We start from the raw sequence: 22,149 nt of genomic DNA, 5'->3' as shown, positions 1-22,149 counted from the left end.
CTCGCTAGTAAGCATGCGGTATGAAGTCTGATTTGTAATAAAACATGATATTAGTGTGATATATTTCACGTAAATATTATTTAGTTTGAATCATAATACGTTTTTGTGTAAACTGTAGCAGTGGTTTTGTGATTTTAAAGAGGTAATAACGATGATTTGTTATGATGGAGAACATATTTTCCCAGAACGTGCTAATGAATTTAAAATTTTTTTAAAAGAATACCTTACAGAGCATCAAGCTGAATATTTACTAGAACAAAAAACCTTTGTATATGATAGTGATTGTGACGAGTTTTTAGAATCTGATATTCAGGAATTTTATAAAATTTGGTTGATTGTTTAACAAAACATGATCTGATATTTAGTGATAAAAGAGGTTTCTATAGCCTGATAAGTTTTAAAGCAAGTAAATGGGCGCTATCCTATTTCTTTATAGATTGAAATACTATCTAGAATAAAAATGTCCTGCACTCTGTAAGTTCTAAAGTAAATCATCAAGTCACTTTGGAAAATAATATCCTGCCACATTAGCTCTAAAAATTCATAGTTGATGGAAAGATGTAATGAGGCTTTATCTCATAGCACTGTTCATTACCATTTTTTTTATAAAAAATCTAACCGTGTTTTCTTTAAATAAATTTTGCCGCCTCGATACGGCTAATTCAAAACTTACTTACATATTAACATTTTCCTGAGCATTTCCTCTCCATTGAGGAACATTCACAGAAATACTGTTCAGCTTATCTTTTGGGCTGATCGAGAGAGGATGTCTTCAGAATTCGCTTTCTGATTTACATATTATTTTTCTTTTAGCTGTTTTAAAGAACTTCTTTTGAATATGTAGGGAAGAATTGCTTGTAATTGGTGTGTTAAATATTTTAATGAAAAGTGTGGTAATAAATAAAAGTATAATTAAAGCTTATATTTGAATATATGTTGTTATTATTTGATTATCATTAAATATATTATTTTCATAAGTATCTATATTTAATATTTTTTATCTTTAAGTTTTTGGTATTTTTTAGTTTTTATTCATGTTTTTATTCATTCTTATATCTGCATTATTAATTTTATTTGTTGGTTTTATTTTTTATTAAATGTTTTAAATATGGAATAATATTAACATAAGACATTGTTTTTATTAAAATAAATTTACAAATTATTATCATTAAATAATATTTTATGGTAATTTTATGATACTTTTAAATATGAGTATGCTTTAAATTCTACTCATATTATCTCTACTTAATAAAAGGCATATATAAATGGCTAAAATTGACTTAACACCTTTAACCGAAATTGACGGATTCACAGCAGCAGCACTTGTTGATAGTACAAGTGGGTTATCATTGGCTGCATACGGAACAGGAATTGATTTAGAACTCGCTGCTGCTGGAAATACTGAGGTTTTAAAAGCAAAAATGAAAACAGCAGAAGCTTTAAAATTACGCGATACGATAGATGACATTTTAATTACACTAGGTAAGCAATATCACTTATTGAGACCGTTGGATAAAAATAATAATTTATTTTTATATTTAGTATTAGATCGTCAAAAATCTAATCTAGCAATGGCACGACATGAACTCAGAATTTTCGAAAAAGAATTAGATTTCTCTTAAAATAGGGGGTGGCTATTGCATCAATAATGTTGCGATAGCCTTTCATAATTTTCTTTTAAATTTAAATATTTGATAATATTTACAGTGATTTATAATGTTTTCTTGTTTTCATTGAAAATAGAATAATTTATTTAAATTCAATAGTATGGGGTAATGCTCCGAGTGTTATAGGATTAAAAGTTTTCATTGGAAATCTTGTAAATATTATTACAATTCTATAGCAAAGAAATCTAAGGAAAATGCGCTGTGGAAAATAAAACTGCAAGATTAACAATCCTGATTGATCCAAACAAAAAGCAAGCTTTTGAAGAATTGTGTAATCTTCAAGATTTAAAGCCATCTCAAGTTGTTCGTCAATTAATTCGTGAATATTTAGATAAGCATAATGTTGAATATTCAACTCAATCATCTGTAGCAAAGAAGAAGTAAAGATAATAAGTATAAATATTTCTGTTCGAAAATATTTTATTTGGCCTTAAATTTTATTTTATATTTCAAATTATTTTTAAAGTATAGAAATTAAATACTTCAATCACCGAAATTTAAGTTAGGATTGATTTCATCATGTCCGGTTTGTTGAATCACCCGTGATTAAGAAAATCATTTGCCATAAAGCTTTAATCATTTTTACCATACTTATTATATTTGGTCTTGGTATTCTGCTCAGTAAATCAGAGCTTCCTTTATCGCAAAAAGGGCATATTGAGACGGAATGCTTTGGTATCATCATTCCTGAAAATTTAAAGTACACCCAGTCTAGGCTGTACTGTAGGTGCTTTAAAAGCCGATTGAATTACAGCAATAGAAATGACATTCAGAAAATGTGTTTAGATAAATTGGGGCTGAAGGCACTGTAAAAATTGTATATTTGTCAAAATAAAAACACCTAAAAATCGAAGCTGAATAGGTATTAAATAGGCTTGGTTCTAGCCCATTTTTAAAAGCATAAATCAACATAAAATCCTCTGATCCTAATTTTTCTCAAAAGAGAGCTGGGATTTTTTATATCAAAATTCTCCATTCAGTATGATTGCTTTTGATTTATGAACAAGACATCTAAAGATGCTGAGGATGTATAAATCTTAATGATAATCAATAGAATAGGTTGTTTGGAGTCATGGGGTTATACATTTTTTTATAAAATAATTTTTGCTGGCTTGTCTTTTTTAATGTTATTTAGATTTTTTGATGTTTGATAAAACAGTAAATAAAATCAACAAAACTTATCTATTATCTACCAATTAAAAAAATATTCAATTTCAAAATTGCTGCAATATCGTTCAATAATGTTACTGCATCTTGCAGATCAAAATGTATCTGACTATATTAAAACTACAGTAGGTCGACAAGACGCTACGAAGTAGTTGGACAGATCAATGACGGCTTATTGAATTTGTGACTCCAGTTCAAATAAAAAATAAGCACTAGCTTTCCAACATAAAAAGCTCGCAGAAATGCGGGCTTTTCTTTTTCTGATTTTCTGAAACGTCATGAAATAATTCAATCAAGCTGTATTTACATAAAGTATTCAAAGCAACTCTTTATTTTATAAATAAAAAAAACAGTATTGTAGCTGAATTTTAACATTGCCATAAAATCTAACAACTTTCAGCTAATTTTTAGATTGGGGCATGCTATAAGAAAACAGTATATAAAAAAGAGGACAGAAAAATGACTGAAATGATTACAGTAAGGGTCAAGGATCAATATAGTAATGAGCTGAATGCGATGGCTTGGTTAAATAAACTGCAAGAGCATGAGGACACAGATAATTTATCATTGTTCCAAAAAATTGATCATATCGTTGTTGATGGCGAGAAGATCTTACCAAGTATCGAGTTGCTTTTTGAAAGTAAAGAGAGTGACAGCATTTATCGTGTGATTGAACAAGTCAGTTAATTTCTAGGATGAATTAAAAAACGTGTTGGGTTAAATAGCCCAACACGTTTTATTTGTAACCTATTTAATAGAGATTAAGCAGCTTTAAAATGATCGAGTGTGACGGCAACAAGATGATATAAGGCTAAACGATTTTTGTTAGCATGCTCAATTGCATTTTTTTCAATTTTAAACTTATCTTGAAGCGTACCTCGAGAATAGCTTTCAACCAAAATATGTTGAGATGAAATGGGATCGCATTTGATGCGTAGATCTTTTTGATATTTAATATTGGACACCGCAGTTAAACATTGTTCAAACGTTGGGTAAAAATTTGAAAGCTCTAAAGCTGTTTGGTTGGTCGATTTTGTAAGATATTGAGTCATAAGTGTCTAATTATTTTAAATCATTGGCTTATGATTCTACAGAATGCTTGTAAAACAGACAATGCGATTTTGTAAAGAGATATGAATGCATGGGAATAGGCTTGAGCTATTTTAAAAATTAATGTGTATTTCTCCTATTTAAACTTTCAAAGTTAGGATAACGTTGTGCCAATAAATCATCTCAATATACATACAACTTTGATTTATTGGCGGTAGCTTATTTGGCTTTAAGATTTTGATATTCGAAAATAAATCAAAAATACCCTTAAATAAAAAGACTTAGAATGACCTTAAAAGCACTTCATTTGTCATTCTAAGCACATTGAAATAAATATTTAGGAGCGATTTAAGATGATTGTAAATGTTGGAGTGAATAATTGATTTGTTGCATGGTCTGGTTTAATTCTTGAGGGGAGATTCGACTTTCTTGAAGTGCTGTAATCCATTGCATTTGGCAAAATTTAATATCTCGAATTGATTTTGCCTGCTGTATTTGCATGACTAATTGTTTGGTCATCAAGCCACAATGAGCCTGTAGCAGGGAAACCATTCTTTGTTTGATGTTATCAAAATTTATATAATTCATCTCTGGCGTAATTTCGGCATGTTTTACGTGTGTAGAGGTGACGGTATTCATGCTTTGCTGGATGAGGTGTGGATCTGATGATTTTGTATTTTGACTTAGCTGGGTATCATTAATAATTGTTGAATTTTTAAATACTTTAGGCGACGGTTTAAAGCTAGTTTCAGTTGTATGATTTGAAGGGGTTAAATGATTTGACTGTTCTAGCTTTGGTGATTCTGATGTTATTTTTGACTTTGTTTGAGATGCACCATTCACCTGATTTTGAAAAATTAGACCGAGTTCTTCTAGTTGCTGAATAAGTTCTGGTGTTGCAAGCCGTTGCTTTAGTGCACTATTCAAAATTTTAAAATCATCTGTGCCGATAAGAAGCAGTAACTGTCTTTGGCGAGCCGTGAGTTGAATTGAGCGGTGTTTTAAAGTCTGAATTCCCAAATCAGTTTTAAAATAGTGATCCATGAGTCAAATTATTCCCCAATAAATTGACCTCAGAATAAAGAATGAAAATTACACTAATATGACTTTATTGTTACAAATCACCAGCTTAAAGTGTGACAATATTCACATTCTCCAAAGCTTTACGTAAATAGGGGTCTAGCTCATCTTGACGAAGCAGCCATTGAACATAGTCTTTCGGTAACTCTGCAATCGCAGTCCCACGATGCTTACCAAAGTTAATACTACGTGGGATACGCGCATCTTCTGAGGCTTTATATAATTCTTCAATGGTCTGAATTTTGAGTTGGTAAACAATATGCATGAGAATATTTGCAGTTAAAATAATATCAGCATCTGCACGATGCGCACCTTTTAACATTTCACGTGCTTTCTCACTGCCTTTACTGATCATATAAATCAGTGCGGATATATTGTGTGCTTCAGCATCAGGCCAAACAAGACGAGCAAGTGCCAGCGTACAAATGGCTTTGATATGAGATGTATCTACTCCACACTGCTGTATAGCCCGAATATCGTAATCAATATTGTGTCCAATGATGTAAATGGTTTGTTGAGGAAGTTCAAAACTGGAAAAATTAGGTTGCCCTACAAGATCAGACTCTAAGATATGGTGAACAGCCATTGAGCCGAAAGAAATTTTTTCATTGCCGATACTATAAAGTTGATCGAACATTTGTTCACGATCTAAGCTTAATTTCCCTTGTTGAATTTGAATTGGTGCATAAGCAATTTCAATGGGCAATCCATTGAGTGTATGAGTTTCAGTATCTAAAATAATGGCTTGCATACCTTTGTTCCTCAACAAATAGATAGGAAATAGTGCCACATTAAACTAACTTTTTTAGGCGCGAAATACAAATGAAACCCATCTAAAATTAAGATAAGTGCTGACTTTTGCTTAAATCGCATTCAGTATCATTTTTTTAATGTGAAATATCTAAAAAATATTCGGAATTTATACTTTTAAATTGATTGAAAGTTAAATCATAAAATCAAATATTGGTAAGAAATTGTTTATAGTTGAACTTATTGAACCGTAATGGGTGTTGGGGTGAGTAAGTATTTTTTGAGAGGTGAGTATATTTTAAAATATATTAATTTCAGTTGATTAATTAATAAATAATTAAATTATTAAAATAATTAAGTGAATTTGTAGATTAAATTTCGCTTGCCAAATTTGTATTTATGGCTTAATCATAATAAAGCCCAGCTTAAATATTGCACGGTGTGATGTAATAAAAAATGTCATGAAGCTAAAGATTAACGCTCAGGGGGTGGTGTTGACAAATGATTTGTTAACACTGAAGTGATCGGAAAAATGAGAAACAAGGATGAATCATATGAAATTAAATTTACTCTCAATCATGCTGCTTGGATCTGGTCTATTTCTAACGGCCTGTGGTGGTGATGACAAGGGCGATAATTCGACCACAAGCCCAAATGTAAACGTTGATGTAAACAATATTCAAAATCCTGTGGTGAATACACCAAAACCGTATGTCATTGAAAATTACGATGAAGAATATTTTACTGTGCCGAATGCAGAAAAAGGTGTAGTGATGACCTATAAGATGAAAGGTATTAAAGGTCAAGAAACTCAAGCAACCGCGTTGGTCTTTACCCCTAAAACTGCACCGCCTGCTGGAGGTTGGCCAATTGTGGTTTGGGCGCATGGGACTACAGGTGTGGGCGACGAGTGTGCACCAAGTAGAAACTCATTAATTACGATTTCGATTTTAACTGGCGAAGATAGATCTACCTATAACATGATCGATAGCTTTGTTAAAGAAGGTTATGTGGTGGTTGCACCAGATTATGAAGGTTTAGGTGAGCCGAGTGGTAAAGAGATTCATCCGTTTTTACATTTAAAAAGTGAAGCTTATTCAATTACCGATGCGGTGGTGGCAACCAAAAGCTGGTTAGGCAATAAAGCGTCTAATAAATGGGCTGTTGTTGGAGCCTCACAAGGCGGTCATGCGGCATTGGGTGCAGCACAATATGCAGACCGTGCTAATATGGACTATAAGGGTGCTATTGCATTGGCACCTGCAAATAACTTGGAAATGATTGAAAGCTTGTCAGATATGGCTTTGGCGAATAATAAGGATGTGCAAGCTCAAATAAATGGCTATATGGTGCTCGATACGCTTACAGCCTATATGGCAGCAGGTATGAAAAGTGTTTATCCGACTGAGCCTATATATAGTATCGTATTTAAATCACCAACTGATAAAATTGCTGAAAAGGCAGAAGGAGAAAGACAATGTCTTGTTTCTATGGCTTTTGAGTTTAGGATACCAATGATGATTTATAGGGGGCAAAATAAAGGAAGTCTAGTTGGCTATCCGCGTAAAAATGAGGGCTATAAGAATGATCCAATCGTAAGACAATTTTTGGATAAAGATTCACAGCCGTTACAAACGCTCATCAAAACTCCAATTATTATTTATCAAGGCGGTAAAGATGTGATCGTATTGCCACAGGCAACAGATGCCTTAGTGGCGCAGGCGCGCGCTTTAACTACTAAAATTGATTATAGAACGAATCCGACTTGGGATCACTCTAGCGTATACTCAGTTAATGTTGAAAATGGTCAGTTGTTAAAAGATATTAAGACCTTGCTTGCCAATTAATTTTTGAGTATTTAGTGTTTTAATCCTTATAATATAAAAATGCCCTTATTTCTACGAATAAGGGTATTTTTATCTCCTGGAGATCGGTATTTAATTTTAGAAAAAGCTCAATAGGAGCCTTTTGGTCTATCTGTTGGCTATTCCTGTGATCCATCTTATCCATTGCTTCTACTAAAAGGCAGATCTTTGATTGGGTGATACAAAATTAAGATGGGTACTGCTTTTGGCTTAAATCACACTCAGGATCATTTTTAATGTGAAATATCAAAAAATACTCAAAATTAATTCCTTAAAATTGACTGAAAGTTAAATAATAAAACCAAAGATTGATAAGAATTTGTTTATAGTTAAGGTTGCGAAAAATATATTAAAAATAGGGTGTTGACAAGCAGTCTATGCAGGCTGATATTTTTTTTAATGTTTTAACTTCAGTTAATTAAATAATGAAAACATAAATTAATGAGATAATTTAATATATTTTAATGATTAAATTTCACTTGCTAAATTTATATTTATATCATAATTGTAATAAAGCCTAGCTTAAATATTGCAAGGTGTTATGAAGTAATAACTACACAAACATTCATTAAACTAAGATGAGTGATCTATTGGATCAGCGTAGGCAAACGATTGGTTGACCCTGCTGAAGTGATAGAAAAAATGATAAAAAGGAAGAATTATATGAAATTTAAATTAGTTTCAGTCTTATTGGCTGGATCGACTCTATTTCTAACGGCGTGTGGTGGTGATGATAAAAGTGATCATTCATCCAGTGGTCCAGATGCGAATACAGATGTGAACAATATTCAAAATCCAGTAGTAAATACACCAGTCCCCTATAATATTAAAAATGATGTTCTTCCGCCAAATGCGGATGAGAGTGTGGTGATGACCTATAAAATGAAAGGCATCACAGGGCAAGAAACTCAGGCAACCGCATTGGTATTTACTCCCAAAACAGCACCGCCTGTTGGAGGTTGGCCAATTGTGGCTTGGGCACATGGAACGACAGGTGTTGCTGACTCATGTGCGCCGAGTAAAAATAAATTATTTGTGGCTGGAATAGATGAGCATACTCAAAAAATGATCGATAACTTTGTTAAAGAAGGTTATGTGGTGGTTGCACCCGATTATGAAGGTATGGGTGAGCCGAGTGAGAAAGAGATCCATCCGTTTTTAAATTTAAAAAGCGAAGCTTATTCGATTACTGATGCTGTGGTGGCAACCAAAAGTTGGTTAGGTAATAAAGCATCCAACAAATGGGCTGTTGCAGGACTCTCACAAGGTGGTCATGCAGCATTAGGTGCCGCGCAGTATGCAGCCCGTGCCAATATGGATTATAAAGGTGCAGTTGCAATGGCACCCGCAAATAATCTGGAATTGATCGAAAACCTTTCAGAAATGGCTTTAGCAGATCAGGATGGGGTAATTCAAATAGGCGGTTATGCTGCACTAGATACTTTAACAGCTTATATGGCAGCGGGTATAAAGGCAGTAAATCCAACTGAAGCTGCATACAGTATTATATTTAAAATACCAACTGATAAAATTGCTGAGAAAGCAGAAAAAGAATGTATTGCGGGAATGGGGGCAGCTTTTGCACTACCGATGACTGTTTATAATATTAAGAACGGCAGTCTTAAAGGTTATCCACGTAAAAAAGAGGGTTATAAGAATGTTCCAATCGTAAGACAATTTTTGGATAAAGATTCACAGCCGTTACAAACTTTAGTTAACACGCCGATTATTATTTATCAGGGTGGTAAAGACACTGTTGTATTGCCACAGGCAACGGATGCTCTGGTGGCACAAGCGCGAGCTTTAACCACTAAAATTGATTATAGAACCAATTCGAGTTGGAGCCATACAGGTTCATTCACAGCGAATGTTGATAATGGACAATTGCTAGAAGATGTTAAGACCTTGCTTGCTAATTAATTTTTGATCATTTTAATTCTAACAGCGTAGAAATGCCCTTATGACTAAAAATAAGGGTATTTTTATATCATTAAGACCAGCCTTCAATCTTTCTTTGAAAAAATGACTTTAGAATTTTTGTTTTAATCTAGTTATTGATTATTTCTATTGAAATCAGTATTGGTTTTTGATTTATTCATCATCAGTGTTAGTTTTTAATATGTATTAACTAAAAAGTCGAAATATTAAGTATTTAAAATTAATTGAAAATTAAACAATAAAAATAAATATTGAGAAGAATTTATTTAAAGTAAAGTGAGGAAAGATATATTCCTATATTAACCATAATTCACAATATTTGTAGATTATGTGAATTTAATTGTATTTTAAAATGAACTTAAGGTAAATATAAGGTTATATAAAATAATGCAATATTTCTGTGAATAAAGTTTCTTTAAGCTAAATAGTTAAAAAATAATTCAAATAATGTAAATGTTAAATTTCACTTGCAAATTTATATTTCCAATATAAATATAATGAAGCTTAGCTTAAATATTGCACAATGCAATGTGACGAATAAACAAACATTCACTATGCATCAGGCTAGCGATTCGTTGATTAGGGTTGGCAAATAAGATGTGCTGACACTGAGGTAATAAAAAATATTATATGCAAGGATGAATCAAATGAAATTAAATTTACTCTCGGCTATGTTGGCTGGATCCTCTTTATTCCTAACAGCTTGTGGAGGAGGTGATGGAAATAATGATAGTCCATCCACAACTACAAATGTAAATGCAGATATAAACAATATTCAAAATCCTGTAGTGAGCACACCAGAACCGTATAAGATTGAAGGTAATACTCTTCCGCCAAATGCTGCAGACAGTGTGGTGATGACTTATAAAATGAAAGGCATTACGGGCCAAGAAACTCAGGCAACAACCTTAGTATTTACTCCCAAAACGACACCTCCGACTGGAGGCTGGCCAATTGTGGTCTGGGCACATGGTGCAGTGGGGGTTGCTGATAAGTGTGCGCCGAGTAAGCAGAAATTAATTACGAGTCTACTTCCAGGTGTGGAAGATAAGTCTACCTATAATATGATCGATAGCTTTGTTAAAGAAGGCTATGTGGTGGTTGCGCCAAATTATGAGGGTCTAGGTGAACCTAGTGTGCCAGAGGAAATTGTCGATAAGGAAATTCATCCGTTTTTAAATTTAAAAAGTGAAGCCTATTCAATTACCGATGCTGTGGTGGCAACCAAGAGTTGGCTAGGCAATAAAGCCTCGAATAAATGGGCAGTGACTGGGACCTCGCAAGGTGGTCATGCAGCGTTAGGTGCAGCACAATATGCGGCGCGTGCCAATATGGACTATAAGGGGGCGGTCGCATTTGCACCAGCAAATAACCTAAAATTGATTGAAGAACTGTCGGAAATGGCATTGGCAAACATGGAGGATTTGTCACTCCCTCAAACATTAGGCTATGTGGTTTTAGATACTTTAACGGCATATATGGCTGCGGGGATGAAAAGTGTTTATCCGAGTGAGGCTGTATACAGTAAAATATTTAAGTCGCCGAGTGATAAAGTTGCTGAGCAAGCAGAATCACTGTGCCTTATCGAGTTGGGGCTACAGTTTCTGGGGCCGATTGCAACCTACGCAAATGCAAATGAAGGGAGTTTAAAAGGTTATTCATGGCGTAAAAATGAAGGCTTTAAAAATGATCCGATTGTGAAGCAATTTCTGGAAAAGGACTCACAACCACTACAAACAGTGGTGAAAACCCCGATTATTATATATCAAGGTGGCAGCGACACTATTGTATTACCACAGGCAACCGATGCCTTGGTGGCACAGGCGCGGGCTTTAACCACCAAAATTGATTATAGAACAGATCCAACTTGGACTCACTTTAGTGTATACACGGTTAATGTTGAAAATGGAAAGTTGTTAGAAGATATCAAGAGTCTATTTGCCAAATAATTTTTAAGTGTTTTGTTTTTAGTTATTGCAAGACAAAAATGTCCTTATTAATGGTAATAGGGGCATTTTTTATGATTTAGATCCATGTTTTAATCTGAAAAAAGACGATTTAAAAAAGCTATTTTTAGCCCGGCCATTTATGATTTTGGTGATTAATGGCATTTAATGGTGTCTCTATCTGATTGATTGCTGATTAAACCAATATTAAAATCGAGATAAGTACTGGCTGTTGATTAAATCATACTACGAATCAGTTTTTTAATGTGAATTGTGTGAAAATATTCAAAATTCATGTTTTTAGGTTGTTTGAAATTTAAATAATAAAATCAACAATTGATAATAATTTCTTCATAATTTAGTAGTAAAAAACTCTACATAAGTGACAATTTACAATATATAGTGAATAAATTGTAAAATATTTTATTTTTAGCGAATTGCGTATTAAATTTCAGAGTGAATAAAAATAAATATAAGCATTTTATTCTAAAATGTAATTTACCCAATTTTTATTTATGTCATAATTATAATAAAGCATAACTTAAATATCGTGTGCTGTGATGTGATTACAAAAAAGTAATGAAGGAAAAGAGCAACGATTAAGGAGGGATAAATGATTTTTTGGCACTGAAATGATAGAAAAGTGATAAACAAGGATGAATCATATGAAATTAAATTTATTCTCAGTAGCGTTATTGGGGGCTGTTCTACTTCTGACCGATTATATTGGTGATGAGTATGGTAATAATTCATCTATAAGTCCAAAGGTAGATGTAAACAATATTCAAAATCTAGTGGTGAATATACGACAAGAATATCCGTCCTCAGAAGAGGATCTACCAAATGCAGCCAAGAGCGTGGTGATGGCATCTAAAATGAAAGGCAGCTCAGGAAAAGAAACACAAGAAACAACATTGCTATTGAACCCTAAAACTGAACCCTCAGCTAAAGATTGGCCGATTGGTTTGGGTGTATGGTGTAGAGAGGATTGTTGATGAGGGCACGTCAAGTACAAGGCTATTAATTACAAGTTCATTTTTAGGTAAAATGAATCTACCTATGTATGATTGATAGCTTTATCAAAGAAAGCGATGTTATGGTTGCACTTAGATGATGATACCTGTAAATAATTTAAAATTGATTATAGGGTAGATCTAACCTAGACTCTTTTTAGTGAATACATTGCTAATGTTGAAGTTGTCCTATTATTAGAAGATACTATAATCCTGACTTTTAATTGATTTTTTAATATTTAATATAATTTAATAAATTTTTTTATTAGCAGTAATAAGGTCATTTTTTATCATTTAACCCTATATTTTAAGTTTGTAAAAAGAAGGCTGGAAAAGCATTGTTTTGATTTAGTCGTAATTAGCATTGATTTTAATGTGTTAATCAGGGAGTATAAATATGAATTATTTTAAATTGATTGAAATTTAAATAATGAAATTTTTTAATAAAAAATTATAAAAAGTCTATTTTTTAATAATCCAAGTTCACAGTATTTGGGAGGTATATGATTTACTTGGCATCTATGATAAATATAAAATTGTATTGATAGAATAGTATTTTAGTGAATTTGATTATAATTAAATAATTTTAAAAATTAAAGATTAAATTTTACTTGCTAAATTTATCTTCTCGAATAATCATAATGAAGCCTAGCTTAAAAATTGCACAATGTGATGTAATTATAAAATAGACATTCATTATGACTCTGGCTGGCGCTCTATTAATTAGAGTTGGCAAATTGAATTTGCAGACACTGATGTAATAAAAAATATTATATGCAAGGATGATTCAAATGAAATTAAATTTAATCTCAATCATGTTGGTTGGATCTAGTCTATTGCTGACTGCCTGTAGTGGCAATGGAAACAGTAATAGTTCAAATGATGAAAAACCCACTGTAGTTAAGCCTGGAGAAGTAGTTCCGCCAGATAAGGATAAGCCAGGTGACGAAAAACCAGGTGATGGTAAGCCAGGTGACGAAAAACCAGGTGACGAAAAACCAGGTGATGGTAAGCCGGGTGACGAAAAACCAGGTGATGGTAAGCCAGGTGATGAAAAACCGGGTGACGGTAAGCCAGGTGATGAAAAACCGGGTGACGGTAAGCCAGGTGATGAAAAACCGGGTGACGGTAAGCCTGGTGATGAAAAACCGGGTGATGGTAAGCCAGGTGAGGAAAAACCAGGTGATGATAAGCCAAATGTAGATGTTAACAACATTCAAAACCCTGTGGTGGGCACGCCACAACAATATATGAGCGCAACAGAAAATCCACCAAATGCAGCCGAGAGTGTGGTGATGACTTATAAAATGAAGGGCATCAAAGGAACAGAAACTCTGGCAACAAGCATAGTATTTACCCCAAAAACTGCACCACCAGTTGGAGGCTGGCCAATCGTAGCTTGGGGACATGGTACAACAGGTGTTGCTGACCAATGCGCGCCAAGTAAGAGTAAAGAAATGTTACGTTTGGATACAGGTGCCATTAATATGATCGATAGCTTTGTTAAAGAAGGCTATGTGGTGGTTGCACCCGATTATGAAGGTTTGGGTGAACCAGGAGGTCAGGAAATACATCCGTATTTGCATTTAAAAAGTGCAGCCTATTCAATTACTGATGCAGTGGTTGCAACCAAAAGCTGGTTGGGCAATAAAGCATCTAGCAAGTGGGCTGTCACTGGCGTCTCGCAAGGGGGGCATGCAGCATTAGGTGCAGCAGAATATGCAGCGCGTGCCAATATGGATTATAAGGGTGCGGTCGCATTTGCGCCCGCAAATAATTTAGAAATGCTTGAAAACCTAAAAGAAACGGATTTGGCAGGTAAGACTAGAGTCGAGCAAAATATTGGTTATCCAGCGCTAGATGCCTTAACGGCCTATATGGCTGCGGGGATGAAAAGTCTTTATCCGAACGAGCCTGTTTACACCAATATATTTAACACCCCCTATGATATTCCGGCTGCACGAGCAGAAGAACGTTGTCTTGCGGGGCTAATAACGGCTTTTTTTGACCGAACAAATAGGACTGAAGGGCTGTTTGGTCGTCTGGTCAACTTTTCAAAGCGTAAAAAAGCGGATTATAAAAATAATCCAATTGTGAGGCAGTTTCTAGATAAGGATTCACAACCACTACAAACGCTAGTGAAAACCCCGATTATTATTTATCAAGGGGGAGCTGATACTATCGTATACCCACAGGCAACCAATGCTTTGGTGGAGAAAGCACGTGCTTTAAACACTAAAATTGATTACAGAACTGATCCAGCTTGGACTCACATCAATATACATGCGACCAATGTTCAAAATGGAAACTTGTTAAAAGATATAAAAGCCTTACTTGCTGATTAATATTTTGAGCGTTCAATACTTCATTGTAGCAATGTAAAAATGCCCTTATTACTGGTTGATAAGGGTATTTTTGTGACCTATGTTTAAATCTCGTAAAAAAGATTGCTAGAAAAATAATTATTTGATCTTGCTATTTATACTTCGCATGATTCTTCAATATTTTTTGTAGAAGTGAACGGTTATCGTTGCGATAAGACATAAGCTAGAAATAAGACGCAAATAAAGATAAGAAACAGGCTGAAAAAAGATTTTGTTAATTACTATATGTTTGATTTTAAATGTGAAAAATTTTAATTTTTAAAAAGTTTAAATTCTGATATTGGCATCAAAGGCTAAAAAATTGCTGTTGCATTAGTTTCGATTTTGGAAGAAGATGCACATTTTAATCTATTGAATAATGTTTAAAAAATAATAAGAAAAAAACTTGTATAACAGATTTTTTTGACGTATTTATGAAAGAATTATACGTGCTCAGCCGTATATATAACTTTAAAAAAATTGTGCTTTAAGGAATAAGTCACATGAAAAAAAATGCATTATCAATTTTAATTCTAAGTTCAGGTTTGGTTTTATCCGCGTGTAATAACGGTGGTAGTGGGGGGAATTCTTATGAATCACCTTCAAATACGGATGTAAATAATATTGCAAATCCTGTTGTTGGCACACCTACAGCATATACCAAGACAGATTTTTCTGCTGTCGCTGCTGATAGTGTGGTGATGACTTATAAGATGAAGGGGATTAAAGGGACTGAAGTACAAGCAACCTCATTGGTATTTACGCCTAAAACAGCACCACCAGCTTCGGGGTGGCCTATCGTGGTGTGGGCACATGGCACAACTGGCGTTGCCGATGTATGTGCGCCAAGCCGCAATGCGACGAATGTTTATATTAAAGGGATGATTTCTAAATTCCTTGCTGAAGGCTATGTGGTTGTTGCACCAGATTATGAAGGTTTAGGGGAGCCGAGCGGAACTGAACTCCATCCATTCTTAAATGTAAAAAGTGAAGGTTACTCGATTACAGATGCTGTAGTCGCAACACGTAATTGGTTAGGCAATAAAGTCTCGAAAAAATGGGTGACTGTTGGACACTCTCAAGGTGGACAAGCGGCTTTAGGCGCTGCGCAATATGCTGATCGTGCAAATTTAGATTATAAAGGTACAGTTGCTGTCGCACCTGCGTCACAATTGAGTTTAATTTTAAATGCGGGTCAATTATCAGTTATAGATGGAACGCCAGCTCAACAAATTCCAGTCTATGCATCATTGGATACATTTACAGCGTTGATTGCAGCGGGTCTACGCAATTCAAATCCAACTTTAGACTATAGCCAAGTCTTTAAAGTGCCGACTGATGCAATTGCAAAGAATGCTGAGTCTGTTTGTTACGATACACTGGGGCAACAGTTTGGTGTAGCAATGGGGCAATATGCTGCAGTCAATGGCTCATTGAAAAATTATCCAAGAACAACTGATACGTTTATGTCTTTGCCAGCGGTTAAAACTTTCCTAGAGAAAGATTCGCAACCGTTGCAAGTGCAAATCAAAACGCCGGTGATTATTTATCAAGGTGGCGCTGATACAACTGTACCGAAAGTGGCAACAGATACTTTATATGGTACGGCTAAAGCACTGACGACGCAGGTGAACTACATTACCAATCCAGCTTGGGATCATAGTACAGCTTATGCCTTGAATATCGATAATATTGTGGCTGATGTAAAAGGAATGTTTGCAGCACAATAACTATTTTAAATTGTAGATTTTAGCAAATGGCTTATGTTTTCAACATGAGCCATTTTTATTTAAAACGGAACAAACTTCATTCTGTTTAATTACAAACTTCATGCTACAATACGCGCAATCTTAGCACGGCTTAAAAGCCCTAATTCATAGGACCTCGCTAATGTTCGCCAATATCTCTATTTCTGAATTTGATCCAGAAATTGCTCAAGCAATCACTCAAGAAGATGCCCGTCAAGAAGCTCATATTGAATTAATTGCATCTGAAAACTATTGCTCACCAGCTGTTATGGAAGCACAAGGGTCAAAACTCACTAACAAATATGCGGAAGGTTACCCTGGCAAACGCTATTATGGCGGTTGTGAATATGTTGATGTGATCGAACAATTGGCGATCGATCGTGCTAAAGCATTATTTGGTGCTGACTATGCAAATGTTCAGCCACACGCAGGTTCTCAAGCAAATTCAGCAGTTTATCTTGCTTTACTTAACCCAGGTGATACTGTTTTAGGTATGAGCTTGGCACATGGTGGTCATTTAACCCATGGTGCTAAAGTCAACTTCTCTGGTAAGTCATATAATGCTGTTCAATATGGTTTAAATACAGAAACTGGTGAAATTGATTACGAAGAAGTTGAGCGTTTAGCTGTAGAGCATAAACCACGTATGATTGTTGCGGGTTTCTCTGCATATAGCCAAATTGTAGATTGGCAACGTTTCCGTGAAATTGCGGATAAAGTTGGCGCTTATTTATTTGTAGATATGGCTCATGTTGCCGGTCTCGTTGCAGCAGGTGTATATCCAAGCCCTGTTCAAATTGCTGATGTAACAACGACAACTACGCATAAAACTTTGCGTGGCCCACGTTCTGGTTTAATCCTTGCAAAAGCAAACGAAGAAATTGAGAAAAAACTTCAATCTGCTGTATTCCCTGGTAACCAAGGTGGTCCATTGGTTCATGCGATAGCAGCAAAAGCAATTTGCTTTAAAGAAGCAATGATGCCTGAATACAAAGAATATCAAAAACAAGTGGTTGTAAATGCTAAAGCAATGGCTGAAGTGTTGATTTCACGTGGTTATGATGTTGTATCTGGTGGTACAGAAAACCATTTATTCTTGTTGTCTTTAATTAAGCAAGATGTGACTGGTAAAGATGCTGATGCTTGGTTAGGTGCTGCTCATATTACGGTAAACAAAAATGCCGTACCAAATGATCCACGTTCTCCATTTGTCACTTCTGGTATCCGTATCGGTACGCCAGCAGTAACAACACGTGGTTTTGGTGAAGCTGAAGTTCGTGATTTGGCAGGTTGGATTGCGGATATCCTCGATGCAAAAGGTGATGAAGCTGTTATTAATGCTGTGAAAGCAAAAGTTGAAACAGTTTGTGCAAAATTCCCCGTTTATGCTAAATAAGCATTAACTTGAGAAGGCCTCCTCTCAAGGGGGCTTTTTTTATGGTTGTTCAATAAGTTGAAAAGCTTAAAACATGGAAGAAAATATCTGTTATAAAAGAAGTAGATTATTGGAGTTTATTGATACTTCGCTTTACGTTTTCGACATATAGGTTGCATGCTGTAATTTACGGCTTGTAGCTTAATTCATTTATGAAATGTCAACAAATCCATTATAAACATCGCTGCTATACCCAAATGATGTGAAAGATCGAAGGAATTAGGCACATGGCTAGTAAACCAAATATTATTATTTCAGAACAAGATTTACATCGTTTAGAAACGATGTTGGAACATCAGTCGAAGTTGACTGTGACGATGCAACATTTAGAAGAGGAATTGGCACGGGCAGAAGTGGTTGCCCCTCAAGATATGCCGCCTAATGTAGTGACGATGAATGCAAAAGTTCTAATCACTGTTGCACCCTCGACAGAAGCAACCGAAATTACCTTAGTCTATCCGCATGATTTTCGTGGTGAGGCAGGGCAGGTCAATGTAGTTGCACCAGTAGGCACAGCAATTCTTGGTTTGGCTGAAGGGCAGGAAATTGAATGGCCTCAGCCTGATGGTCATTTAATGAAAGTTAAAATTGAAAAAGTCGTGTATCAGCCAGAAAGAGAGGGTGATTATCTCTAATAAAAATTTAAGAGATAAAATTTACCTGTTTAAATAAAGCCCAGTGATTACTGGGCTAAATTTTGTATATAAAGACTTAGAAACCTGAAGTTCTTCCTTTGCTTGGATACTTAAATTGGTGCTGAATATCTAATTTATAAATCTGTTTCGGATTTAAATCGATTTGCCATTGGTTGATATTGGGTTGTCCGTTCCATTGTGTTGCAGTTGGTGGAAAGCTATAACTAGACTGTGTGCTGAGTTTACCGTTCTGGCTTTGTGGTTCCGCTTCAAAAATCGTAACTTGAATTGGGTAGCTATGTAAGTTTTGCACTGAATATTGCTGTTTTCGGATGGTTTCCGATTGAGTACCTTTGACTGGATTTTTCTTATCGGTTAAATCAGTCACTTTAACTTGAATTTGATCATCTGTACCAAAGCTCATTTGTAGTGCTTCATCTGCGCTATTGCTCCAAGCTCTTTGTCCAATATAGTCGCCATCACGATAAAGTTTTACTGTTCCAGAAGGCCAATTTTGATCAAGTTTTGAAATTTCAGCGTTAATTGTCGCTTGAGTGCTTTGCTTCGGGATTGCCCAAACTGAAAGTTTTGCGGCATATTGTTCAGTACTTAAAGGTAAAAAGATTTGCTGTTGGCTGCTGGGAATGGAGGCTTTGGTTTCTGAACGGAATTCAGTGCTAAAATTTAAATCAGCCGCTTGAAATTGTGGGAATTGAGGCGGGGCTTTTTTGGCCTTAGCAGTCGACTTTTCATCATAACTCATTTCAGCCAAAGCCATAGGCGCTGGTGCAACGGGATAAATTGGTCGTACAGGTTCTGGTTCATAATAGTTGACCGACCATTGTTGTGGCTGCACTTGTTGAACGTAGTTTTGCGGTGTTGCTGTGGACAATGCCAATTTAACATTGTTCCAGTCTTCCCCAGTTTTTTGTGCAATCATCGCCATGCGCGTCAGTTTGATTTGCTTGGTTTGGGTGTTTAATTCTGCTTTATATATCGGTTGCCAACGTGCATAAGGCACCATATAGCTAATTTTAATTTCACCACGTTGTGGCGCATTGACATAAAATTTAAGTGTGCGTTGGTTAAACTCACTGTCTCCAATAGCATTTAAGTCTTGCTCAAGCTCTTGTAAACGTTGTTCTAATTTTTCTTTCTCTGTTTTGGCTTGATCAATGGCAATAAAAGCCTCGTAGGCTTGTTTACGTACTTTAGGTGCAGAGCCCTTGATGACATTTTCTAAAAACTTATTTTGTAATTCAGCTGCTTGAATAATTGAGTTTTGTTCAGAAATTTTCCTTTTAATATCCTCTATATTATTGCGCAATTGAGAGGATTCATTTCCTGCGGGTTTATCCAGTGCACTATCTGTATGAGAAACCGCATTGACTTCAATATTGCTACTCTGATATTGCAGTTGATCGATATTGAAGTTTGCTGCAAGCCCATTCAGGGTAACGAGTTGTTCTCCTGCTTGTACAGGAATAGTTCGTTCAATTTTTGCCAATGTAGGATACAGCGTGACTTGTTGAATTGGCGAGTTAGATAAGTTGAGTGCAAAGCTATATGATGAAGGAATACATAAAATGCTGAGTTGTAGTGCTGTTTTTATATTCATTATATGAGGCCCTAAAATACCTGAAATCAATTTTAATAGTTAAAATGTAGCAGAAAGTGATACAAATCAAAATAGTGATCGAAAGAGAAAGCTAGTTGAGCTTAAATGGGAGGAATAAAAATATTAATTTTCACCATAATTCGTGGTTTATTTATTTTTATTTTGATGGATTATTCATTGAATTTTTGGGATTTAGTAGATCAATTTAAACAAAACAAAAAATTTCAGTTACACTAAGTTATCCAAAATTTAAAGGGCTGAACATTGAAACAATCATGCACAATACGGGATAAGACGTTTCCTCCTGAATTAAAAACATGGTTGTATGCTCAAGGTTCACTGACTCAGCAGCTGACGGATGCTGCGGGCGGACTATTTAAAGTTCAGCCGATTCAAGAGCATTATCAGAGAATGACCTTGCTAGATAGCCAATGGATGCTAATGCCACATCAACATACCTCTTGGGTACGTGAAAGCTATTTGTTTGGTTGTGATGAGCAACCATGGGTCAAAGCAAAAAGTATTTTTCCTATTCTTAGTATTCATGGCAAAGCACGTTTGTTTAAACACATTCGAACTAAACCGATTGGAAAGTTTTTATTTCAACGCACCAATCCGTTGTGTGAACGGCGTGTTTTAAAATTAGCAGAGGGTTGGACACGTCAAAGTTGTTATACTTGGCATGGTTGTAAATTTATTGTTCAAGAGACTTTTCTACCTGCTTTTGAGCAATTTTTACAACAACAGCATATTTCAAAATAGAGTATTGAAGGACTGTCATGTCGATCGCGCAACACACCACTTGGCAACAACGGTTAGAAGCTTATTATTATCTGTGTCGTTTTGATAAACCTATTGGAACAGAATTGGTTTTATGGCCGACCATGTGGGCATTATGGATAGCTGCAGGAGGTATCCCCGATATTGTGACACTGGTTGCAATGGTCTTGGGGACAATTTTTATGCGTGCAGCCGGTTGTGCGATCAATGATTTTGCTGATCGTAAAGTAGATGCACATGTAGAGCGTACTAAAAATCGCCCATTGGCAACAGGAGTAATCTCAGCCAAAGAAGCCATTTGGGTGTTTATTGGTTTGATGGCCGCCAGTGCATGTACTTTATTTTTCTTGCCGATCGCAACTTTTTACTGTGCGCTTGTAGGATTAGTTCTCGCCTTTGTTTACCCCTTTATGAAGCGTTATACCCATTTACCACAAGTGGTCTTAGGGATGGCATTTTCTTGGGGGATTCCAATGTCATTTACCGCAATGGGAAAACCCTTAGATTGGACCTGTTGGCTGCTTTATTTTGGCAATTTAGCATGGACCGTGGCATATGATACCCAATATGCAATTACAGATCGTGAATATGATTTAAAAATTGGCGTGAAATCAACCGCTATTCTTTTTGGAAAATACGATATTGAGATTATTTCTTTATTGCAATTGACCAGTGTATTGTTGATTGGTGCAGCATTATATTTAGAAAATATTTTGATTCCATTTGGCTTGATGGCTTTATTATTGGTCGTTGCTGATTTTATTTATCAGTGGTCAAAAACCAAGGATCGCGATCCACAATTATGCTTTTGGGCATTTAGACATAACCGTTGGGTCGGTTTAATCATATTTGTCGGCATTTTTATTGCACTATTTTGATTTTAAATTATAAAAATAAACCACTGTTGAAATTTCATCTCTATTTACAATAATAAAAAATATAGGTGAAATTTCACGATATCAAGAAAATAATAATTTTTTAAATGTGAAATATTTTGCTTTTTTATTAAAAAATATTGTAGTAAGACTCATTATTTTGTGCTTAATTAATGCTGTGAACAGGGAGCTGTTCAAACAATAAAAATTGAGGACTTC

18 protein-coding genes are annotated in these 22,149 nt (G+C 35.1%); 14 read left to right on the top strand and 4 right to left on the bottom strand.

Annotated elements, in window-relative coordinates; translation table 11 throughout:
- Window positions 1-151: 151 nt before the first annotated feature.
- The 4 genes from AC07WY_RS14685 (at window position 152) to AC07WY_RS14670 (ending at window position 3,521) form a co-directional block, all read left to right on the top strand.
- Window positions 152-343, top strand: a complete 192-nt coding sequence (locus AC07WY_RS14685; protein ID WP_262085483.1) for a hypothetical protein — start codon at window positions 152-154, stop codon at window positions 341-343.
- 922 nt (window positions 344-1,265) lie between these two features.
- Entirely contained in the window at window positions 1,266-1,622 is a 357-nt protein-coding gene (locus AC07WY_RS14680; protein ID WP_262085484.1) for a roadblock/LC7 domain-containing protein, read from the top strand.
- 246 nt (window positions 1,623-1,868) lie between these two features.
- Window positions 1,869-2,051 carry a CopG family transcriptional regulator gene (locus AC07WY_RS14675; RefSeq protein ID WP_262085485.1) on the top strand — a complete coding sequence of 61 codons (183 nt, stop codon included), beginning with the start codon at window positions 1,869-1,871 and terminating at the stop codon, window positions 2,049-2,051.
- 1,242 nt (window positions 2,052-3,293) lie between these two features.
- Window positions 3,294-3,521 carry a hypothetical protein gene (locus tag AC07WY_RS14670; protein WP_004721965.1) on the top strand — a complete coding sequence of 76 codons (228 nt, stop codon included), beginning with the start codon at window positions 3,294-3,296 and terminating at the stop codon, window positions 3,519-3,521.
- A gap of 74 nt (window positions 3,522-3,595) precedes the next feature.
- Here AC07WY_RS14670 and AC07WY_RS14665 read toward each other — a convergent pair whose 3' ends face one another.
- From AC07WY_RS14665 to AC07WY_RS14655, 3 genes are all read right to left on the bottom strand, one after another.
- Window positions 3,596-3,886: a hypothetical protein gene (locus AC07WY_RS14665; RefSeq protein WP_494736594.1), complete on the bottom strand. Its 291-nt coding sequence runs from the start codon at window positions 3,884-3,886 to the stop codon at window positions 3,596-3,598.
- Between the two features lie 346 nt (window positions 3,887-4,232).
- The gene (locus tag AC07WY_RS14660; RefSeq protein ID WP_494736593.1) at window positions 4,233-4,928 is read right to left on the bottom strand and encodes a hypothetical protein; all 696 of its coding nucleotides are present in this window, start codon (window positions 4,926-4,928) and stop codon (window positions 4,233-4,235) included.
- Between the two features lie 85 nt (window positions 4,929-5,013).
- The gene (locus tag AC07WY_RS14655; RefSeq protein ID WP_494736592.1) at window positions 5,014-5,715 is read right to left on the bottom strand and encodes a 3'-5' exonuclease; all 702 of its coding nucleotides are present in this window, start codon (window positions 5,713-5,715) and stop codon (window positions 5,014-5,016) included.
- Between the two features lie 553 nt (window positions 5,716-6,268).
- Between AC07WY_RS14655 and AC07WY_RS14650 the strand changes: the two genes are divergently transcribed.
- From AC07WY_RS14650 to rnk, 8 genes are all read left to right on the top strand, one after another.
- The gene (locus AC07WY_RS14650) at window positions 6,269-7,561 is read left to right on the top strand and encodes a serine aminopeptidase domain-containing protein (RefSeq protein ID WP_494736591.1); all 1,293 of its coding nucleotides are present in this window, start codon (window positions 6,269-6,271) and stop codon (window positions 7,559-7,561) included.
- 681 nt (window positions 7,562-8,242) lie between these two features.
- Window positions 8,243-9,499 (top strand): alpha/beta hydrolase family protein, encoded by a 1,257-nt coding sequence (locus AC07WY_RS14645; protein WP_494736590.1) that lies wholly within the window; start codon window positions 8,243-8,245, stop codon window positions 9,497-9,499.
- Window positions 9,500-10,164: 665 nt separating this feature from the next.
- Window positions 10,165-11,466 carry an alpha/beta hydrolase family protein gene (locus tag AC07WY_RS14640; RefSeq protein WP_494736589.1) on the top strand — a complete coding sequence of 434 codons (1,302 nt, stop codon included), beginning with the start codon at window positions 10,165-10,167 and terminating at the stop codon, window positions 11,464-11,466.
- 653 nt (window positions 11,467-12,119) lie between these two features.
- Window positions 12,120-12,458 carry a hypothetical protein gene (locus tag AC07WY_RS14635; protein WP_494736588.1) on the top strand — a complete coding sequence of 113 codons (339 nt, stop codon included), beginning with the start codon at window positions 12,120-12,122 and terminating at the stop codon, window positions 12,456-12,458.
- 809 nt (window positions 12,459-13,267) lie between these two features.
- Window positions 13,268-14,821, top strand: a complete 1,554-nt coding sequence (locus AC07WY_RS14630; RefSeq protein ID WP_494736587.1) for an alpha/beta hydrolase family protein — start codon at window positions 13,268-13,270, stop codon at window positions 14,819-14,821.
- Between the two features lie 521 nt (window positions 14,822-15,342).
- Window positions 15,343-16,569, top strand: coding sequence for an alpha/beta hydrolase family protein (locus tag AC07WY_RS14625; protein ID WP_419334491.1), 1,227 nt, complete (start codon window positions 15,343-15,345; stop codon window positions 16,567-16,569).
- Between the two features lie 160 nt (window positions 16,570-16,729).
- Complete coding sequence (gene glyA, locus AC07WY_RS14620; protein ID WP_262085493.1) at window positions 16,730-17,983, top strand: serine hydroxymethyltransferase; 1,254 nt, start codon at window positions 16,730-16,732, stop codon at window positions 17,981-17,983.
- A gap of 266 nt (window positions 17,984-18,249) precedes the next feature.
- The gene (rnk, locus tag AC07WY_RS14615; RefSeq protein WP_262085494.1) at window positions 18,250-18,657 is read left to right on the top strand and encodes a nucleoside diphosphate kinase regulator; all 408 of its coding nucleotides are present in this window, start codon (window positions 18,250-18,252) and stop codon (window positions 18,655-18,657) included.
- Window positions 18,658-18,733: 76 nt separating this feature from the next.
- On the opposite strand, the gene AC07WY_RS14610 is transcribed toward rnk, so the two are convergent.
- Window positions 18,734-20,275 carry a DUF4139 domain-containing protein gene (locus tag AC07WY_RS14610; protein WP_494736586.1) on the bottom strand — a complete coding sequence of 514 codons (1,542 nt, stop codon included), beginning with the start codon at window positions 20,273-20,275 and terminating at the stop codon, window positions 18,734-18,736.
- A gap of 264 nt (window positions 20,276-20,539) precedes the next feature.
- Here AC07WY_RS14610 and AC07WY_RS14605 point away from each other — a divergent pair, with 264 nt between their 5' ends.
- Both AC07WY_RS14605 and ubiA read left to right on the top strand, forming a co-directional pair.
- Complete coding sequence (locus AC07WY_RS14605) at window positions 20,540-21,037, top strand: chorismate--pyruvate lyase family protein (RefSeq protein ID WP_262085496.1); 498 nt, start codon at window positions 20,540-20,542, stop codon at window positions 21,035-21,037.
- Between the two features lie 17 nt (window positions 21,038-21,054).
- Window positions 21,055-21,933 carry a 4-hydroxybenzoate octaprenyltransferase gene (gene ubiA / locus AC07WY_RS14600; protein ID WP_494736585.1) on the top strand — a complete coding sequence of 293 codons (879 nt, stop codon included), beginning with the start codon at window positions 21,055-21,057 and terminating at the stop codon, window positions 21,931-21,933.
- Window positions 21,934-22,149: the final 216 nt, after the last annotated feature.

This window comes from Acinetobacter sp. GW821-FHT01C12 (assembly GCF_059422625.1).
Note: the sequence above shows the minus strand (reverse complement) of the source record. Positions and strands in the feature narration are given on the sequence as shown.

What these genes read in the sequence shown, in the direction of transcription:
- AC07WY_RS14685 (WP_262085483.1), top strand. Translation starts at nt 152, where the DNA reads ATGATTTGTTATGATGGAGAACATATTTTCCCAGAACGTGCTAATGAA.
- AC07WY_RS14680 (WP_262085484.1), top strand. Translation starts at nt 1,266, where the DNA reads ATGGCTAAAATTGACTTAACACCTTTAACCGAAATTGACGGATTCACA.
- AC07WY_RS14670 (WP_004721965.1), top strand. Translation starts at nt 3,294, where the DNA reads ATGACTGAAATGATTACAGTAAGGGTCAAGGATCAATATAGTAATGAG.
- AC07WY_RS14665 (WP_494736594.1), bottom strand. Translation starts at nt 3,886, where the DNA reads ATGACTCAATATCTTACAAAATCGACCAACCAAACAGCTTTAGAGCTT.
- AC07WY_RS14660 (WP_494736593.1), bottom strand. Translation starts at nt 4,928, where the DNA reads ATGGATCACTATTTTAAAACTGATTTGGGAATTCAGACTTTAAAACAC.
- AC07WY_RS14655 (WP_494736592.1), bottom strand. Translation starts at nt 5,715, where the DNA reads ATGCAAGCCATTATTTTAGATACTGAAACTCATACACTCAATGGATTG.
- AC07WY_RS14650 (WP_494736591.1), top strand. Translation starts at nt 6,269, where the DNA reads ATGAAATTAAATTTACTCTCAATCATGCTGCTTGGATCTGGTCTATTT.
- AC07WY_RS14645 (WP_494736590.1), top strand. Translation starts at nt 8,243, where the DNA reads ATGAAATTTAAATTAGTTTCAGTCTTATTGGCTGGATCGACTCTATTT.
- AC07WY_RS14640 (WP_494736589.1), top strand. Translation starts at nt 10,165, where the DNA reads ATGAAATTAAATTTACTCTCGGCTATGTTGGCTGGATCCTCTTTATTC.
- AC07WY_RS14635 (WP_494736588.1), top strand. Translation starts at nt 12,120, where the DNA reads ATGAATCATATGAAATTAAATTTATTCTCAGTAGCGTTATTGGGGGCT.
- AC07WY_RS14630 (WP_494736587.1), top strand. Translation starts at nt 13,268, where the DNA reads ATGAAATTAAATTTAATCTCAATCATGTTGGTTGGATCTAGTCTATTG.
- AC07WY_RS14625 (WP_419334491.1), top strand. Translation starts at nt 15,343, where the DNA reads ATGAAAAAAAATGCATTATCAATTTTAATTCTAAGTTCAGGTTTGGTT.
- glyA (WP_262085493.1), top strand. Translation starts at nt 16,730, where the DNA reads ATGTTCGCCAATATCTCTATTTCTGAATTTGATCCAGAAATTGCTCAA.
- rnk (WP_262085494.1), top strand. Translation starts at nt 18,250, where the DNA reads ATGGCTAGTAAACCAAATATTATTATTTCAGAACAAGATTTACATCGT.
- AC07WY_RS14610 (WP_494736586.1), bottom strand. Translation starts at nt 20,275, where the DNA reads ATGAATATAAAAACAGCACTACAACTCAGCATTTTATGTATTCCTTCA.
- ubiA (WP_494736585.1), top strand. Translation starts at nt 21,055, where the DNA reads ATGTCGATCGCGCAACACACCACTTGGCAACAACGGTTAGAAGCTTAT.